The sequence below is a fragment of the Mesorhizobium sp. P2_A8 genome, assembly GCF_056404935.1.
Window position 1 is genome coordinate 278,462 of record NZ_JBFUDB010000001.1, and the last position, 17,389, is coordinate 295,850.

A 17,389-nucleotide genomic window follows, 5' to 3' on the forward strand; every position below is an offset into this window, starting at 1 on the left:
GTCAGGCTCCCTGGATGCGCTTGGCAGCGTCGTGAATGGCCGCGCGAATGCGCGGATAGGCCCCGCAGCGGCACAGGTTGCCTGACATGGCTTGGTCGATGTCAGCGTCGGTGGGCGCCGGGTTCTCCTGCAGCAGGGCGGCAGCACTCATGATCTGGCCCGACTGGCAGTAGCCGCACTGGGCGACCTGGCGCTCCACCCAGGCCGCCTGCACGGCGTGCAAGGTGGTAGGGGCGCCCAGGCCCTCGATCGTGGTGACAGCACCGCTGACGGAGCCGACCGGCGTCACGCACGAGCGCACGGCCGTACCGTCCACCTGCACGGTGCACGCGCCGCACTGCGCCATGCCGCAGCCGAACTTGGTGCCAGGCAAGTTCAGTTCATCGCGCAGTACCCACAGCAGGGGCATCTCGGGCTCCACGTCGATCGCGTAGGACTTTCCGTTGACGGTCAGCTTCATGTCGCCTGCTCTTTCGGTGAACGACGGCTTTTTACCAACGGCATGGCCGCGCGCAATCGCCGATGGCGCCGTAATTGCGCCAAACGCGCCAACCAGCCACCGCCTGTTTGGCGCGATCGGTCATTGCGCTGGTGCGATGCGCGACCTAGACTCGATACATGCCATCTGCGCCTACCGACGGCCTGACCGCCCCCAACGACCGCCTCGTCCACGCCCGCACCTTCTCGGTCTGGTCCAGTTGGCGGGTGATGATGCAAGACGCCGGGGTAAGTGGGGCCAACGTGCTGCGCCGCGCGAAATTGCGGGGCGACCTGTTCGCAGGCGAAAGTGTCCGGCTCGACTCCGCGACCTACTTCCGGCTCTGGGACGCCATCGATGAGGAGGCCGGGAACGCAGGCGGCCCGGCGCCGTTGCGCTTTGCGCAGAAGATGTCGACCGACTGGTTCAATCCGGAACTCTTCGTCGCTTTGTGCAGCGAAGACATGAACGGTGCGCTCGACCGCCTCGCCAAATACAAGAGCGGGCCGGTGGCGCTGAAGCTTGAGCACGACCCATGCCGCACCACCACCGCGCTGGAGTTCCTCGACCGCGCGCTAACCCCGCCACGCGTGCTCATGGCGTTCAAGCTGGTCTTCCTCGTGCAGCTCGCGCGCCTTGCCACTCGCACCCCGGTTCACCCGCTGCGCGTGGGATGGCCCGCACCCGACCTGTCGGCGAGTGATGCGCGCGCCTACGCCACTTGGTTCGGCGTTCCGGTGGAAGACCTGCCCGTGCCCTCCGTGGTGTTCGCGGCAGAAGACACGCAGCGCCCATTCCTCACGGCGAACCATGGCATGTGGAAGTTCTTCGAACCGGCCCTTCGACAGCGCCTGGCCGACCTGGAACATGCCAGCACCGTCGAACGCTTGCGCAGTGTCCTGCTCGAGGCCTTGCCCGCCGGCGAGTTGTCCATGCCAGGCGTGTGCAGAAAGCTCGGCGTCAGCAAGCGCACGCTGCAGCGCAGGTTGCGAGAGGAGGGGAGCAGCTTCCAGAAGACGCTCGATGCCCTGCGCAATTCACTTGCGCATCACTACCTGCACAACTCGTCACTATCCAGCACGGAGATATCGTTCCTGCTCGGCTTCGAGGCCCCCAACTCCTTCGTGCGGGCGTTCCAGACTTGGACCGGATCGACGCCACAGGCCGTTCGGTTGGCCCATTCGAAGGCCGGCGGCGAGTCGAGCCTTCACACTTGAGGACTCGCGATGTCCCCTGCCAGCATCAAGCGTGCGCTGATCACCGGGGCCGGTGCCGCTGACGGCATAGGCTTTGTCGTTGCCCGGCAGCTCGGCCATGCCGGCCATGCCGTTTTCCTCACCGGCGCCAGTGCGCGCGTGCTCGATCGCGCCGCCGAGCTTTGCGCCGAAGGCATCGATGCCGCAGGCGCGGTCGCCGATCTGACCATCGCTGCCGATGTCGTGCGGCTGCGGGCGCGCGTCGGCGCCGTCGATATCCTGGTCAACAATGCCGGCATGGGCTCGCTGGCATCGCCATCGGTCGACAAGGCGTTCCTCTCCATGACCGAGGCCGACTGGGACCGAGGGATCGACGTCAGCCTGAAGACCGCGTTCCTGGTCACCCGGGCGTTTCTGCCGGCGATGGTCGAGGCGGGTTACGGGCGCATCGTCAATGTGGCGTCGGTCACCGGGCCGCTGGTGTCTTTCGAAGGTACGGCCGCCTATTCCGCCGCCAAGGCCGGCATGGTCGGCCTGACGCGCACGCTGGCGCTCGAAGTGGCGAGACACGGCATCACGGCCAACGCCGTGGCCCCCGGCTGGATCGAAACGGGGTCGTCGAGCGAGATGGAGCGGATGGCGGCCCTGCATACGCCACCCGCGCGGGCCGGCCGGCCGGAGGAAGTCGCGGCAGCGGTGGTGTTCCTGGCATCGGAAGGCGCCAGCTATGTCAACGGCACCCTGTTGGTGGTCGATGGCGGCAACAGCCTTCAGGAGCGCAAGAAATGAAGGCCAAAGGCGCTTCGCCGGGACGAACGAGGCAGCGCGTCTTTTCGTCAGTTCAATCTAGAATTCGGTGCATAACGCCCTATCGATGCCCATTAGTTCTTGCTGATATGCCCTTCGCAGCGATAGCATCCGGTGGGGCTTTCAGCAGGCGAAATGCTAAATCGGATCGTAGCTTCCACGACCGGCTCGCGCCAATTCAACTTTCTTGTTCCCGATGACGTCACCGACGCTATCGCTGGATATATCGACTCCTCTGCTCCCGGACGCATCATCTCGACCTTTTCGGCAGTTCAGTCGGTGCGAGATAAAGTCCCTGATTGCGAGCTGTCGGACGATCAACTCGAGCGGTGCGTTGTATTGGCCGCAGTCAACGAAAGCCTGGCGGTCCACTTCGATCGGCGGGGGCGCCAGCCGGATCCATATTCGTCGCTAAGCAGGAGCCACTGGCACCTCGTGCCGATTTGGAAAACCAGGACGCGACTGGCTGTCACGTCATTCCAGCGGCCGAATGCAGCCGGACTCGCCGGCTCCCCTCCGCTCGTTATCGTTGGCCGGCCACAGATTCGGCCACAGCGCATAGAACTCAGCCCGTGAGAGGCGCCGGCCGCTAAGGCGTTCGAATTTCTTCGGGCGTGCCCATGAAGGCCTGCCGGGCGCTTCATCCTTCGGTGTGTTCAAGATGCCTTGGCGAGGAAATTCTGGTAATCCGACTTGGCCTGCAGCAGGCGCAACACATTGTCACGCGATCCCCGCACATGGGCGCGCGCCAGGGTGCCGGCTCGGCTGGCGTCGCCAGCGCAGATGGCGTCGACGATCTCCGAGTGCTCGTCGCGGGCGATCTTCCATTCGTCCAGCCACAAGAGCTCCGTCCACACATAGTGCTGGCACTTGTCGAGGATGCCGCACAGCATGCCGTGCAGCATCACATTGCCGCTGATTTCGGCAATGACGCGATGCAGGTCGATGCCGACCTCGAGCTCCTGGAATTTTTCCCGGTTAGTGCGCTCGGGAATGGCGGCCAGCCGCTCGCATTCGGCCAGCATGGCGCGCAGCCGCGCCTTGTCCTTTTCCGTCGCCGCGGCTGCGGCCAGTTCGGTCGCATGGCCGTCGAGCAGTTCGCGGATCTCGAAGGCCTCGCGGAACATGTTGATGTCGAACTCGGTGACGACATAGCCCTGGCGTGGCCTGCCGGTAACCAGGCCGTCGCGCTCGAGGCGGTTGAAGGCCTCGCGCACCGGCGTGCGGCTGACATTCAGCTTCGCGGCGATGTCGCTCTCGGTGACGCGCGAGCCCGGCGGAATCTGGCCGGTCACGATCATCGCCTTGAGCGAGGAGTAGACCGAGTCGCGCAACGTATTTTTGGTTTCCTTGGCCAAGGTCCCGTTCCCAGTTCTCCGGTCTTTCAGCCGGAACACGCACTAGCTGTAGTCGCAGTCGGCGTAATTTGCCACGCCCCGGCGAAGCCATCCCTTGTCCGGCACGACACGCATAAAATTCGATCGCGCCGACTGGTGTTGACAACATCGATCGCTAGGTTACACTCAAAATTGTATACAAAATAGCATGCGAAATCAAAAATAATGGGAACACCGGTTGGAGAGCCGAAAATGAACAGGATCAGAAGCGTTAGCGTTGTTGCGATGGCGGGCCTCATGGCCTCACTCGCAGCCCCCGCCGTGGCGGGTGATACCATCACCGTGGCCTCATGGGGCGGCACCTACCAGGAAGCGCAGACCAAGGCGTTCTTCAAGCCGACCGCCGATGCGCTCGGCATCACCATCAAGGAAGACACCACCAACGGCCTGGACGATGTGCGGCTGCAGGTAACCGGCAATGCCGTCAAGTGGGACATCACCGAACTTGGCGCCGACGAATGCGCGCGCGGCTCGAAGGAAGGCCTGTTCGAAAAGCTCGACTACGGCATCATCGACAAAAGCGGCATCAACCCCAAGCTCGTCCATGACGACTGGGTCGGCATTTCCTACACGTCGGTCGTGCTCATCTACCGAACCGATGTCTTTGGCGACAAGGGGCCGAAGACCTGGGCCGATTTCTGGAACGTCGAGAAGTTTCCGGGACGGCGCGCGCTGAGCGGCAGCCAGGCGACCGAAACGCTGAGTGTCGCCGCACTGGCCGAAGGCATTCCGATCGACAAGGTCTATCCGGTCGATATCGACGGCGCGCTGAAATCCGTCGACAAGATCCGCGGCCATGTCGATGCCTGGTGGACCTCCGGTGCCCAGGCCATGCAGCTGGTCAAGGACGGCGAAGTCGACATGGCGAGCATCTGGAACGGCCGCGCCGGCACCTTGAAGAAGGAAGGCGCGCCGGTCAGCTTCTCGTTCGACCAGGGTGTTCTGACCGCCGACTGCATGGTCATTCCCAAGGGCGCCAAGAACAAGGATGCGGCCATGAAGGCGCTGGCAATGTTCGTCAGCCCGCAGCTGCAGGCCAACCTGCCGCTCTATGTCGACAACGGGCCGGTCAACGAGAAGGCCTTCGAGACGGGCAAGATCCCGCAGGACCGGATCAAGGACATCAATTCGGCGCCCGAGAACGTCAAGAAGCAGGTGCTGCAGGATGCCGAGTTCTGGCGCGACACGCTGGTGGAAGCAACGGAGAAGTTCAACAATCTGGTCCAGCAATAGGCTGCGGCCAGAACCCAAATCACGGCAGGGCGACGCCTCGCCCTGCTTTTGCCGCCCTTGCCCAGGAGACGATGATCTTGTCCATTGCGCCATCCGCGCTGCCGATCAGCATGCGCCGGATCGAGAAACGATTTGGCAGCGTAGCGGTGCTGCGCGACCTCAACCTCGATGTCGAGGCCGGTGAATTCCTGACGCTGCTCGGGCCGTCCGGCTCCGGCAAGACGACACTGCTGATGATCCTGGCCGGCTTTGTGCGGGCCAATGCCGGCTCGATCAGGGTTGGCGACGACGAGATCATCACCACGCCGCCGCACAAGCGCAACATCGGCATGGTGTTCCAGAACTACGCGCTGTTTCCGCATATGAACGTCTCCCACAACATCGCCTTTCCGCTGAAGCAGCGCCGCGTCGCCGCCGCCGAGACGGCCGAGCGTGTCGAGAAGGCGCTGGATCTGGTCAAGCTGCAGGGCCTGGGCGAGCGCCGGGTCGATCAGCTTTCCGGCGGCCAGCGTCAGCGCGTGGCGCTTGCGCGTGCCATCGTCTTCGAGCCGCGCATTGTGCTGATGGACGAACCCTTGTCGGCGCTCGACAAGGGGCTGCGCGAGCACATGCAGATCGAGCTGCGCAGCCTGCATCGCAGGCTTGGCATGACCACCGTCTATGTCACCCATGACCAGCGCGAAGCCATCACCATGTCGGACCGCATCGCTGTCATGAACGGCGGGCGCATCGAACAGCTCGACAGACCCGAAGCCCTCTACGCCACGCCGCGGACGCGGTTTGTAGCCGGCTTCATCGGTGAATCGAATTTCATTCCGGTCGAATGCCGCAACGGTTCGGTCTGGTATGAGGACAGGAGAATTCATACCGCCGCACCGGCGCCGGCATCGGGCCAGCAGTTGATGGTGGTGCGGCCGGAGAAGCTGCGGCTGCTGGCAAATGGCGAACCGCAGAGCAGCATCAATGTGCTCGATGCGACGGTTGGCGACATCATCTATCAGGGCGACAGCTTCGTCTGCTACGCGGTGCTGCGCGATGGCCGCCAGCTGACGCTGCGCGACTATTGCCGGAGCGACGTGCTGGCCAGAATGCCGGCTCCCGGCCAGCCGATCAGCCTCGGCCTCGATGCACAGGACACCATCCTGGTGGCATCCGACTTATGAGCGCGCAATCCGCCTTCCACGACTCTGCCGGCGCTGATCTGAACGCGCAGGCGTTGCGCGACGATGCGCGGCGCGAATCGATGCGGTTGCTGGTGCTGCTGTCGCCAAGCCTGTTCCTGGTCTTCGCCATTATCATCGTGCCGATCGGCTGGTTGTTCTGGTTGTCGCTGTTCGACGAGGCCGGCGCCTTCAGCGTCGCCAATTATGCGCGCTTCTTCGAGCAGCCCTCCTACATCAAGACCTTCGTCACCACCTTCAAGGTCGCCTTCATCGTCACCGGCGCCTGCGTCCTGCTCGGCTATCCCCTGGCCTACATGCTGTCGCAATTGCCGCGCCGGGCGGCGTCTATCTGTCTGATCTTCGTCATCCTGCCGTTCTGGACCTCGGTTCTGGTGCGCACCTATGCCTGGTTGGTGATCCTGCAGCGCAAGGGCCTGATCAACAGCTGGCTGATCGACCTCGGCGTGATCAGCCAGCCGCTGTCGCTCGCCAACAATCTGTCGGGTGTCGTCATCGGCATGACGCACATTTTGCTGCCGTTCCTCGTACTGCCGCTCTACGCCTCGATGAAGACCATCGACACCGACTGCCTGCGCGCCGGGATGAATCTTGGCGCCGGACCGGCCGCCACCTTCCGGCAGATCTTCTTTCCGCTGTCTCTGCCCGGCCTTGCTTCGGGCGTGGTCATCGTCTTCGTGCTGTGCCTCGGGTTCTTCGTCACGCCAGCGCTGATGGGCGGCGGCAAGGTGATCATGTGGGCGATGCGCATGGAACAGACCACCAGCCTCTATTCGAACTGGGGAGCCGGAGCGGCCCTCGGCGTGGTGCTGCTGGTGGTCACGCTGGCGCTTCTCGGCCTGTTCCAATGGCTGCTCGGCGCGCGCGCCACCGGTGCGTGGAGTTCACGATGAGCGAGGATTTCGGCCTGCCGATTTCGCACCGGCAACGTCTGTGGCTCTACGCGCTCAATGGCCTCGTGCTGTTGTTCCTGATCGCGCCGTCGATCATCATCGTCATCATGTCCTTTTCGGATTCAACGCTGCTGCAATTCCCGCCACAGCAATGGTCGCTGCGCTGGTATAAAACCTATTTCCAGTCGCTGGAGTGGCGCGACGCGACGATCGTCTCGGTCAAGGTGGCGATCATGACGACATTGGTGGCGACGCCGCTCGGCACCGCCGCCGCCTATGCGATCAACAGGGGCACGCTGCGCTTCAACGGCACCATCAACGCGCTGCTGACGGCATCGCTGATCATCCCGGTGATCCTGATCGGCATCGGCACCTTCTTCCTCTATGCGCGGATCGGGCTCAACAACACGCTGACCGGCCTGGTCATCGCGCATACGGTGCAGGCCTTGCCGCTGGTGGTGCTGACCGTGCTGTCGGGCTTGCGCTCCTACGACATGAACCAGGAGCGGGTGGCGCGCAGCCTCGGCGCGGGACGGATCGCCGCATTCTGGCAGGTGACCATGCCGCAGATCCGCTTCTCGATCGTCTCCGGCGCGCTGTTCGCCTTCATCACCTCCTTCGACGAAGTGGTGGTTTCGCTGTTCATCTCGGGCGGTGAGACGACGACATTGACGCGCCGCATGTTCAATGCGCTGCGCGACCAGATCGACCCGACGATCGCCGCGATCTCGACCTGCCTGATCGTGCTGTCGGTCGTTCTGTTGTCGGTTGCGCAGATCTTCGGCCGACGGCATTGATTTCAAGTGACCATGGGATATCCAGACAGAATGCGTGATTTCCAGTTTCCCGGCCGATCGCCGGTTCGTGCCACGGAAGCGATGGCGGCAACGTCGCACCCGCTTTCGACCCTTGCCGCGCTCGAGATGCTGCGCTCCGGCGGCAATGCCATGGATGCAGCCGTCTGCGCCGCCGCCGTGCAGGGCGTGGTCGAACCGCAGTCGACCGGCATCGGCGGCGATTGCTTCGTGCTCTACTGCCCGGCGGGACAAGGCAACGTGCTGGCCTTCAACGGCTCCGGCCGCGCCCCGGCCAAGGCGACGGTCGACTGGTATCTGGAAAAAGGCTTCGACCGTATCCCGCTGCAGGGACCACATGCGGTCACCGTGCCGGGTGCCGTTGACGCCTGGGCCCGGTTGCTTGAGGACCATGGCCGCAAGGGCCTTGCCGAGGCGCTGGCGCCGGCCATCCATTATGCCGAGAACGGCTATGTCGTGCACGACCGCGTTGCTTTCGACTGGGCGGAACCAGAGACGGACCTGTCGGCCGACGAGCATGCCGCGCGCATCTTCCTGCCGGGCGGCAAGGCGCCGAAGGCCGGCGATGTCCACCGGCAACCGGAACTCGCCGCCACCTTGCGGACAATCGCCAGGCAGGGCCGTGCCGGCTTTTACGAGGGCGCCGTTGCCGACGACATCGTCAGCCGGCTCAATGAACTGGGCGGACTGCATTCGACCGAGGATTTCGCCGCGACCAGGGGCGACTATGTGCCGCCGGTCAGTACCTCCTATGGCGGTTACGCCATTCACCAGATGCCGCCGAACAATCAGGGGCTGACGGCGCTTTTGATGCTGAATGTGCTGTCGGGTTTCAAGCTTGGCGGGCTTGACCCCAATGGCGCCGAGCGCCTGCATCTGGAGATCGAGGCAGGACGGCTTGCCTATCGCGACCGCGACCGCTTCGTCGGCGACCAGGACCATGTTCCGGTGCCGGTGGCGCAGCTTCTGTCCAGCGCCTACGCCGACCGGCTGCGCGCCGAGATCGACCGCGAACGCGCCATGACGCATCTGCCGCGCGTGGACCTGCCCGGCAGCGACACGGTCTACATCTCCGTCGTCGACCGCGACCGCAATGCGGTCTCGTTCATCAACTCGACCTATTATTCGTTCGGCAGCGGCGTCGTCGGCCCGAAGACCGGTATCGTCCTGCAGAACCGTGGCTCGAGCTTCCGCCTCGATCCGGCGCACCCGAACGCCATCGCGCCCGGCAAGCGGCCGATGCACACGATCATGCCCGGCATGGCAACCAGGAACGGCCGCGTGGTGATGCCGTTCGGCGTCATGGGCGGCGGCTACCAGCCGTTCGGGCATGTCCATCTGCTCACCAACATGATCGACTTCGGCATGGACCCGCAGCAGGCGCTGGACGCGCCGAGGGTGTTCTACAATGACGATACCGTGGAGGCCGAACGCAGCGTTTCCACAGAGGCGATCGAGGGCCTGCGCCGGCGCGGCCATCGCACAGCCGAACCGCATCACCCGCTGGGTGGTGGACAGGTTGTGCTGATCGACTGGGAGAAGGGAACCCTGACCGGCGCCTCCGATCCGCGCAAGGATGGATTGGCGCTTGGCTATTGATGGCTCCGATTTTGCCATGGCATCACAGTGGCGTGTCGTGACTGGATTTTGACGGGTTGAAAAGATAGTCGGTGATCATGACCAATATCGCAGATATCTCAGAGCTCTCTCGCCGTCTTGTCGCAGGGGCGGACGATGCCCCGGCGATTTCGGCGCCCGACAGGGCGACGCTCACCCATGGCGGATTGCGCAGCCTGATCGCCACCACCGCTGGCGCACTGCATGCACGCGGCATCGGCCGGGGCGACAGGGTGGCCATCGTGCTGCCGAACGGGCCGGAGATGGCCACCGCCTTCATCGCGGTGGCCGCAGCCGCCTCGACGGCGCCGCTCAATCCCGCCTATCGCGCGGACGAGCTCGATTTCTACCTGACCGATATCGGCGCCAAGGCGATCCTCGTTGCAGAGGGCGAGACCGGACCTGCAGTGGCGGTTGCCGAGCGTCTCGGCATCGGCGTGCTCCGGCTTGTTGGCTTGCCTGACGCACCAGCCGGAAGTTTTGCGATCGAGGGCGCGGCGATCGGCCCGCAGGCCGCTTCTGACATGGCGCAGGACGGCGACATCGCGCTTTTGCTGCATACCTCCGGCACCACGTCCCGGCCCAAGCTGGTGCCGCTCAGCCACGCCAACATCGCGGCCTCGGCGGCCCATATCGGCGCGACGCTCGGCCTGACGGCCGATGACCGCTGCCTCAACATCATGCCGCTGTTCCACATTCACGGACTGATCGCGGCCGTGCTCTCCTCCTTGGCCGCCGGCGGCAGCATCTACTGCACGCCGGGCTTCAACGCGCTGCGCTTCTTCCAGTGGCTGAGCGAGGCGCGGCCAAGCTGGTACACGGCGGTGCCGACGATGCACCAGGCGATCCTGCCGCGGGCGGCACGCAATGCCGAGGCGCTGGCGGCAGCGCGCCTGCGCTTCATCCGCTCGTCCTCGGCGTCGCTGCCGGCGCAAGTGATGGCCGAGCTGGAGGCGACCTTCGGCTGTCCGGTGATCGAATCCTATGGGATGACCGAGGCAGCGCACCAGATGGCGTCGAACCGGCTGCCGCCCGGCCTGCGCAAGCCGGGCAGCGTTGGCGCCTCCGCCGGACCGGAAGTGGCGGTGATGGCGCCTGACGGGCGACTGCTCAGTGCGGGCGAGACCGGCGAGATCGTCATTCGCGGACCCAATGTGACGGCAGGCTACGAGAAGAACCCGGATGCCAATGCTACGGCTTTCGCGCATGGCTGGTTCCACACCGGCGACCAGGGCGTGCTCGACGAGGACGGCTATTTGCGGGTGACCGGCCGGCTTAAGGAGATCATCAACCGCGGCGGCGAAAAAATCTCGCCGCTCGAGGTCGACGACGTGCTGATGGATCATCCCGCGGTGGCGCAGGTCGTCACCTTCGCCATGCCGCATGACAAGCTTGGCGAGGAAGTGGCGGCGGCGGTGGTGCTGCGCGAAGGCATGACAGCCAATGAGAGCGACATTCGCATCTATGCCGCGACGCGGCTCGCCGACTTCAAGGTGCCGCGCAAGATCCTGATCCTGGACGAGATCCCGAAAGGCGCCACCGGCAAATTGCAGCGCATCGGGCTTGCCGCCAAACTCGGACTTTGATGATGAGGATCACCATCTTTGGCGCGGGCGCGATCGGCGGCTATCTCGCCGCCAAGCTTGCCATGGCCGGCCGGACCGAGCTCTCGATCGTCGCTCGCGGCGCCCACCTCGACGCGATCAAGGCAGATGGCCTGCGCCTGATCGAAGACGGCCAGGAATCGCTGGCTCCCGTCCGGGCCGCCGCGAAAGCCGAGGAGCTTGGCGCCCAGGACTATGTGGTGCTGGCGCTGAAGGCTCATTCCCTCACCCCTGCTCTTGACCAGATCGCACCGTTGCTCGGGCAGGACACCGCCGTCGTCACCATGCAGAACGGCGTGCCATGGTGGTACTTCCATGAGGTCGGCGGGCCGCTCGAAGGCACCAGGTTGAACGCGGTGGACCCCGGCGGCAAGATCTGGGAGCGGATCGGGCCCAAACGCGTCATTGGCTCGGTGGTCTATCCCGCCGTCGAAGTCGACGCGCCCGGTCTCATCCGCCATGTCGAGGGCAAGCGCTTCTCGCTCGGCGAACCCTCCGGCGAGCGCAGCGAACGGGTCACGCGGCTGGCCGAGGAGATGGTCAAGGCCGGGCTGCAGGTGCCGGTCCGCGACGACATCCGCGGCGAAATCTGGGTCAAGCTGTGGGGCAATCTTTCCTTCAACCCGATCTCGGCGCTGACCGGCAGCACGCTGGCCGCGATCGTTGCCGACGAGGGCACCCGGACACTCGCCCGCACCATGATGCTGGAAGCCCAGGCGATCGGCGAAAGCCTCGGCGTGCGCTTCCCGATCGCGGTCGACCGCCGCATCAAGGGCGCCGGCGATGTCGGCGAGCACAAGACCTCGATGCTGCAGGATCTGGAGCGCGGCCGGCCGATGGAGATCGACGCACTGGTGACGGCCGTGCAGGAGCTTGGCCGGCTAACGGACAAGCCGACCCCCACCATCGATGCCGTGCAGGCGCTCGTGCGCCGGCTGGCAGTGGAGCGCGGGTGTTATGGGTGAGGCAAGGCACTCCCAACCTTGACGCGCTCGCGCCCTGCCCCAACATATCGTGGGCCCGCCTTGTTGGCGATCCGAGAAGGGCGTGCCGAAACGGATGTGTCCATCCAGCCTTTGGTATCAAGGAACCGCCTCCATGCTCCGATATGCCTCCCTCCTTGGAATTTTGGCAGTGACAGCGGCTCATCCCGCAATGGCGCAGAGCGACGCCGAAATGAAAGCGTGCATCGACCGATCCGGCGGCTACACGTGGAAAATGTTGGATTGCGGGAAAGTCGAGATCGACAAGTTCGATGCCAGGCTGAACGCGGCTTACAATACATTGATGGGTCGCGAGCATGGCACCGAACGTGCCCGGTTGCAGCGCGAGCAGCGCGCCTGGCTGAAGCATCATCTACGGGAGACGCACCGTCTTGCCGCCGATCCCGACAACGGAGAAGGCGCCTTCTTCACATCTCAAGGGTTTGAATTGGACGATTTGAGCGCACGCACGGCCGAACTCGAAAAGCGTGTCCAGCAAAATCCGTAGTCACTCAACCGCGGGCCGATCAACCGCGTAGTAGATCTGGAGCTGATCAGCCCTTGCCCAGCTGCCCGAGCACCCGTGCATAAAGCTCGCCGACAATGCCGCGCCGGAAGACCAGCACGCAGACCATGAAGATCAGCCCGGTGGCGATGGTCACCGGGAAGCCGGAAGTGGCAAGCGTGTTTTCCAGCCCGACGACGAGGCTCGCGCCGATGATCGGCCCGACCATGGTGCCGATGCCACCGAGCAGCGTCATCAGGATCACCTCGCCCGACATCTGCCAGGTGACGTCGGTGAGCGTGGCAAACTGGAAAACGATCGCCTTGAGCGCACCGGCCAGCCCGGCCAGTGTCGCCGACATGACGAAAGCTCCCAGCTTGTAATTGGCGACGGAATAGCCCAGCGAAATGGCGCGATTCTCGTTTTCGCGGATCGAGCGCAGGATCATGCCGAAGGGCGAATTGACGATGCGCCAGATGGCGAAGACGCCGACCAGGAACACCGCCAGCACGAAATAGTACATGTTCATCGAGACGTTCAGGTCGAGGACGCCAAGCAGGATGCCGCGCGGCACACCTTGAATGCCATCCTCGCCTTCGGTGAAGGGCGCCTGAACGCAGAAGAAGAAGAACATCTGCGATAGCGCCAGCGTGATCATGGCGAAATAGATGCCTTGCCGGCGAATGGCGAAAAAGCCCATGACCAGGCCGAGCAGTGCCGCGCCCGCCATGCCGAGCAGGATACCCGCCTCCGGCGGCCACCCCCAGACCTTGATGGCATGCGCGGTGAAGTAGGCGGCGCCGCCAAAGAAGGTGGCGTGGCCGAACGACAGGAGCCCGGTATAACCGAGCAGGAGATTGAACGCGCAGGCGAACAGCGCGAAGCACAGCATTTTCATCAGGAAGATCGGGTAGACCAGGAAAGGCGCCACCAGCAGTGCCAGGATGCCAAGCCCGACCAGCGTCCATTCAAGCCGTGCCGAGGTCCTGGCGGGCGCCTCGCGAAGCGTCAGTTCGGCCATGTCAGGCGTCCCTCCCGAACAGGCCGGCCGGCCGGACCAGCAGCACGATGGCCATGATGACGAACACCACGAGGTTGGAGGCCTCGGGGTAGAAGACCTTGGTCAAGCCTTCGGCAAGGCCGAGCATGTAGCCGGTGACGATCGCGCCAAGGATCGATCCCATGCCGCCGACCACCACGACCGCGAAGACGACGATGATGAGATCCGATCCCATCAGAGGGCTCACCTGGTAGATTGGCGCGGCCAGAATTCCGGCCAGCCCGGCAAGGGCAGAGCCCAGACCGTAGGTAAGGGTCAGCAGCAACGGCACGTTGACGCCGAAAGCCTGGACGAGACGGGGATTCTCGGTTGCCGCGCGTAGATAGGAACCCAGCCTGGTCTTTTCGATCAGCGCCCAGGTTCCGAAGCAGACGATCATCGAGGCGACCACGACCCAGCCGCGATAATTGGGCAGAAACATGAAGCCGAGATTGGTGCCCCCGGAAAGCAGCGGCGGCACCGTGTAGGGATTTCCCGACACGCCGTAATAATAGCGGAACACGCCTTCGAGAACGAGCGCGAGGCCGAAGGTGAAGAGCAGGCCATAGAGCGGATCGAGATCATACAGTCTCGACAGCGCCAGGCGCTCGACCACGATGCCGAAAACGCCGACGATCAGCGGTGAAAGGATCAAAGCGGGCCAGTAGCCAATGCCGAGATGCGTGAGAAGCAGATAGCCGACGAAGGCGCCTAACATATACTGGGCGCCATGGGCGAAATTGATGACGCGAAGCAGGCCGAATATGACGGCCAGGCCCAGGCTCAGCATGGCGTAGAACGAGCCGTTGATCAGCCCGACCAGCAACTGGCCGAGCAATGCCTGAACGGGGATGCCGAAGATCATCGTCATCATACACCCAGAACTTCGTGGAGCAGGGTCATGCGGTCCGCCAGTTCGCCGGTCGGAAATCCGGCCACGACCTTGCCGTGCTCCATCAGATAGAATCGGTCGGCGACACGGCTGGCGAAACGGAAATTCTGCTCGACCAGCAGGATCGTCATGCCGCGCTTTTTCAACGTCGCCAGCAATTCGCCGATACGCTGCACGATGACCGGAGCCAGACCTTCTGTCGGCTCGTCGAGAAGCAGCATTTTCACGCCGGTTCTCAGCATTCGCGCGATCGCCAGCATCTGCTGTTCGCCACCCGAGAGCCTTGTGCCGGGGCTGTTGCGTCGCTCCTTCAGATTGGGGAACAGATCCAATATTTCGTCGACGCTCATGCCGCCCTCGGCGACGACCGGCGGCAGGATCAAATTCTCGTCGACGGTCAGCGTGGCGAAGATTCCACGTTCCTCCGGCACGAAGCCGATGCCTTGATGCGCGGTCCGGTGCAGCGGCAGTTGCATCAGATCCTTGCCGTCGAAAACAACCTGGCCGGTTCGCTTGCGGATCAGCCCGATGATGGCGCGCAGCGTCGTCGTCTTGCCGACACCGTTGCGGCCCAGCAGCGTGACCGTCTCGCCGCGAAACACCTCCAGGTCGACACCATGCAGCGCATGGCTCTCGCCATACCAGGCGTTGAGGCCGCGGACCGCAAGCAGAGGTGCTGCACTAGTCATCGGCGGTGCCCATATAGGCGACCTTCACGCGTTCGTCGCGGCTGACGGTGGCGTAGTCGCCGGCGGCAAGGACCTCGCCGCGCTGCATGACCGTTATCCAATCGCAAAGATCGGCCACGACAGTCAGATTGTGCTCGACCATCAGCACGGCGCGATCCTTGGCCACCGAGCGGATGAGGTCGGAAACCGTGCCGACATCCTCATGCCCCATGCCCGCCATCGGCTCGTCCAACAGCAGCACTTTCGGATCGAGCGCCAGGGTGGTGGCGATCTCGAGCACGCGTTTCCTGCCATAGGAAAGATCGCCGGCGAGCCTGTCCTTGGCGTCGTCGAGACCGACCGAGCGCAGCAGTTCCACGGCGCGCGGCGTCAGCCGATCGAGCGCCGCGAGCGAGCGCCAGAACTGAACGGCAAGTCCGCCCGGCCGCTGCAGCGCGACGCGCACATTGTCGAGCACGCTGAGGTGCGGAAAAATTGCAGATATCTGGAACGAGCGCACCAGACCCATCCGCGCAACCTTGGCCGGCGACGTGCGGGTGATGTCGTGGCCAAGCAGTTCGATCCTGCCGCTGGTCGGCGCCAGGAACTTGGTGAGCAGATTGAAGACGGTCGTCTTGCCGGCGCCGTTGGGTCCGATCAGTGCATGGATGTTGCCATGGCGGACATCGAGATCGACGTTTCTGACGGCGACGAAGCCGGCGAAGTCGCGCCGCAACCCGCGGGCGGAAAGCACCACCCGCGGCTCATTCCCGTTTAGGTCAGGCGGCGCCACGGGCCGCGCCGATCACTGGCCGGCCGTTGGACAGCCGCTCTCCTTCTCGCTCAGGAATGCCTCATTGCCGGGAATGGTGGCGAGATATTTGTAGTAGTCCCATTCCTTGGTGCTCTCGCTGGGCGACTTGACCTGATAGAGGTACATGTCGTGGACCATGTTGCCGTCGGACTGCACTTTGCCGTTGGCCGTGAAAACGTCGTTCACCGGCATCGAATGCAATTGCTTGGCGACGGCCTCGGTCTCGTCGGTGCCAGCCTTGTCGATCGCCTTCAGGTACTGCGTCACCGCTGAATAAGTCGCGGCCTGGATCATGTTCGGCATGCGGTTGGTGCGCTTGAAAAAGCGCTGCGCGAATTCGCGGCTCTTGTCATCGCGATCCCAGTAGAAGCCCTCGGTCAGCACAACGCCTTGCGCTGCCTGAAGGCCCAGTCCATGCACCTCGGCCAGCGTGAAGAGAAGTGCTGCCAGACGCTGGCCGCCCTGCACGATGCCGAATTCGGCCGCCTGCTTGATGGAGTTGGAGGTATCGAGGCCAGCATTCGCCAACCCGATGACCTTGGCGCCCGACGATTGCGCCTGCAGCAGGAAGGAGGAATAATCGGTCGACCCCAAGGGATAACGCACTTCGCCCAATACCTTGCCGCCGTGACCCTCGACGAACTTGGTGGTCTGATCCTTGAGCGAATAGCCGAATGCATAGTCGACGGTGACGAAGAACCAGCTGTCGCCGCCCTGCTGCACGAGAGAGCCGCCGGTTCCCACTGCCTGCGAGTGGGTGTCATAGGCCCAGTGGAAGCCGTAGGGCGAGCACTGTTTGCCGGTGAGATCCGTGGTCGCCGCACCGGTAACGATATCGATCTTCTTCTTTTCCTTGGAAATCCCCTGGACGGCGAGCGCCACCGAGGAAGTCGTCAGTTCCATGATGGCATCGACCTGTTCGGTGTCATACCACTGCCGCGCGATGTTGGAGGCGATATCCGGCTTGTTCTGATGGTCGGCACTGATGACCTCGATCGGCGCTCCCTGCACCTTGCCGCCGAAATCCTCGACCGCCATCTTGGCTGCCTCGACCGACCACTTGCCGCCGAAATCGGCATAGACACCCGATTGGTCATTGAGGATGCCGATCTTGACCTTGCCGTCGGAAATTTCGGCGGCCGAGGCGGGGATCGCGGCCGCGGCTAGCAGCGCGGCAGAAACGAGATAGCATGCCTTCATTGTCTACTTCCTCCCATCCACGATGAAGCCGACCGCCCCTCCACGATCGATCACCAGAAAATTGAAC

17 protein-coding genes are annotated in these 17,389 nt (G+C 63.8%); 10 read left to right on the forward strand and 7 right to left on the reverse strand.

What is annotated here, in order from left to right:
• Position 1: 1 nt before the first annotated feature.
• Positions 2-460 carry a (2Fe-2S)-binding protein gene (locus AC1D10_RS01375; RefSeq protein ID WP_477268438.1) on the reverse strand — a complete coding sequence of 153 codons (459 nt, stop codon included), beginning with the start codon at positions 458-460 and terminating at the stop codon, positions 2-4.
• Between the two features lie 158 nt (positions 461-618).
• On the opposite strand from AC1D10_RS01375, the gene AC1D10_RS01380 reads away from it, so the two are divergent.
• A complete protein-coding gene (locus tag AC1D10_RS01380; RefSeq protein WP_477268440.1) occupies positions 619-1,695 on the forward strand; it encodes an AraC family transcriptional regulator in 1,077 nt (358 codons plus the stop codon).
• A 9-nt stretch (positions 1,696-1,704) separates the two neighbouring features.
• The gene (locus tag AC1D10_RS01385) at positions 1,705-2,463 is read left to right on the forward strand and encodes an SDR family NAD(P)-dependent oxidoreductase (protein WP_477268442.1); all 759 of its coding nucleotides are present in this window, start codon (positions 1,705-1,707) and stop codon (positions 2,461-2,463) included.
• Positions 2,464-3,137: 674 nt separating this feature from the next.
• Here AC1D10_RS01385 and AC1D10_RS01390 read toward each other — a convergent pair.
• A complete protein-coding gene (locus AC1D10_RS01390) occupies positions 3,138-3,839 on the reverse strand; it encodes a GntR family transcriptional regulator (RefSeq protein WP_477268444.1) in 702 nt (233 codons plus the stop codon).
• A gap of 231 nt (positions 3,840-4,070) precedes the next feature.
• On the opposite strand from AC1D10_RS01390, the gene AC1D10_RS01395 reads away from it, so the two are divergent.
• From AC1D10_RS01395 to AC1D10_RS01430, 8 genes are all read left to right on the forward strand, one after another.
• Positions 4,071-5,111: an ABC transporter substrate-binding protein gene (locus tag AC1D10_RS01395; RefSeq protein WP_477268446.1), complete on the forward strand. Its 1,041-nt coding sequence runs from the start codon at positions 4,071-4,073 to the stop codon at positions 5,109-5,111.
• A gap of 77 nt (positions 5,112-5,188) precedes the next feature.
• Positions 5,189-6,274, forward strand: a complete 1,086-nt coding sequence (locus AC1D10_RS01400; RefSeq protein ID WP_477269794.1) for an ABC transporter ATP-binding protein — start codon at positions 5,189-5,191, stop codon at positions 6,272-6,274.
• Positions 6,271-7,185, forward strand: coding sequence for an ABC transporter permease (locus AC1D10_RS01405; protein ID WP_477268448.1), 915 nt, complete (start codon positions 6,271-6,273; stop codon positions 7,183-7,185). Before AC1D10_RS01400 ends, AC1D10_RS01405 begins: the two co-directional genes overlap by 4 nt.
• Entirely contained in the window at positions 7,182-7,982 is an 801-nt protein-coding gene (locus AC1D10_RS01410) for an ABC transporter permease (protein WP_477268450.1), read from the forward strand. Before AC1D10_RS01405 ends, AC1D10_RS01410 begins: the two co-directional genes overlap by 4 nt.
• A 30-nt stretch (positions 7,983-8,012) precedes the next feature.
• Positions 8,013-9,599, forward strand: coding sequence for a gamma-glutamyltransferase (gene ggt / locus AC1D10_RS01415; RefSeq protein WP_477268452.1), 1,587 nt, complete (start codon positions 8,013-8,015; stop codon positions 9,597-9,599).
• A 77-nt stretch (positions 9,600-9,676) separates the two neighbouring features.
• On the forward strand, positions 9,677-11,203 hold the full coding sequence (locus AC1D10_RS01420; RefSeq protein ID WP_477268454.1) for an acyl--CoA ligase: 1,527 nt from the start codon (positions 9,677-9,679) through the stop codon (positions 11,201-11,203).
• A gap of 2 nt (positions 11,204-11,205) precedes the next feature.
• Positions 11,206-12,186: a 2-dehydropantoate 2-reductase gene (locus AC1D10_RS01425; RefSeq protein ID WP_477268456.1), complete on the forward strand. Its 981-nt coding sequence runs from the start codon at positions 11,206-11,208 to the stop codon at positions 12,184-12,186.
• A gap of 133 nt (positions 12,187-12,319) precedes the next feature.
• Positions 12,320-12,712: a lysozyme inhibitor LprI family protein gene (locus AC1D10_RS01430; protein WP_477268458.1), complete on the forward strand. Its 393-nt coding sequence runs from the start codon at positions 12,320-12,322 to the stop codon at positions 12,710-12,712.
• Between the two features lie 46 nt (positions 12,713-12,758).
• Here the strand turns inward: AC1D10_RS01430 and AC1D10_RS01435 are convergent, their stop codons facing one another.
• Genes AC1D10_RS01435 through AC1D10_RS01455 form a run of 5 tightly spaced genes read right to left on the reverse strand, consistent with a single transcriptional unit; the run spans position 12,759 to position 17,322 of the window.
• Positions 12,759-13,730: a branched-chain amino acid ABC transporter permease gene (locus AC1D10_RS01435; RefSeq protein ID WP_477268460.1), complete on the reverse strand. Its 972-nt coding sequence runs from the start codon at positions 13,728-13,730 to the stop codon at positions 12,759-12,761.
• Between the two features lies 1 nt (position 13,731).
• Positions 13,732-14,619, reverse strand: coding sequence for a branched-chain amino acid ABC transporter permease (locus tag AC1D10_RS01440; RefSeq protein WP_477268462.1), 888 nt, complete (start codon positions 14,617-14,619; stop codon positions 13,732-13,734).
• Positions 14,619-15,329 carry an ABC transporter ATP-binding protein gene (locus tag AC1D10_RS01445; protein WP_477268464.1) on the reverse strand — a complete coding sequence of 237 codons (711 nt, stop codon included), beginning with the start codon at positions 15,327-15,329 and terminating at the stop codon, positions 14,619-14,621. Before AC1D10_RS01445 ends, AC1D10_RS01440 begins: the two co-directional genes overlap by 1 nt.
• Entirely contained in the window at positions 15,322-16,101 is a 780-nt protein-coding gene (locus tag AC1D10_RS01450) for an ABC transporter ATP-binding protein (protein WP_477268466.1), read from the reverse strand. The genes AC1D10_RS01445 and AC1D10_RS01450 overlap by 8 nt, the downstream gene beginning before the upstream one ends.
• Before the next feature lie 12 nt (positions 16,102-16,113).
• Positions 16,114-17,322 carry an ABC transporter substrate-binding protein gene (locus AC1D10_RS01455; protein WP_477268468.1) on the reverse strand — a complete coding sequence of 403 codons (1,209 nt, stop codon included), beginning with the start codon at positions 17,320-17,322 and terminating at the stop codon, positions 16,114-16,116.
• Between the last annotated feature and the right edge of the window lie 67 nt (positions 17,323-17,389).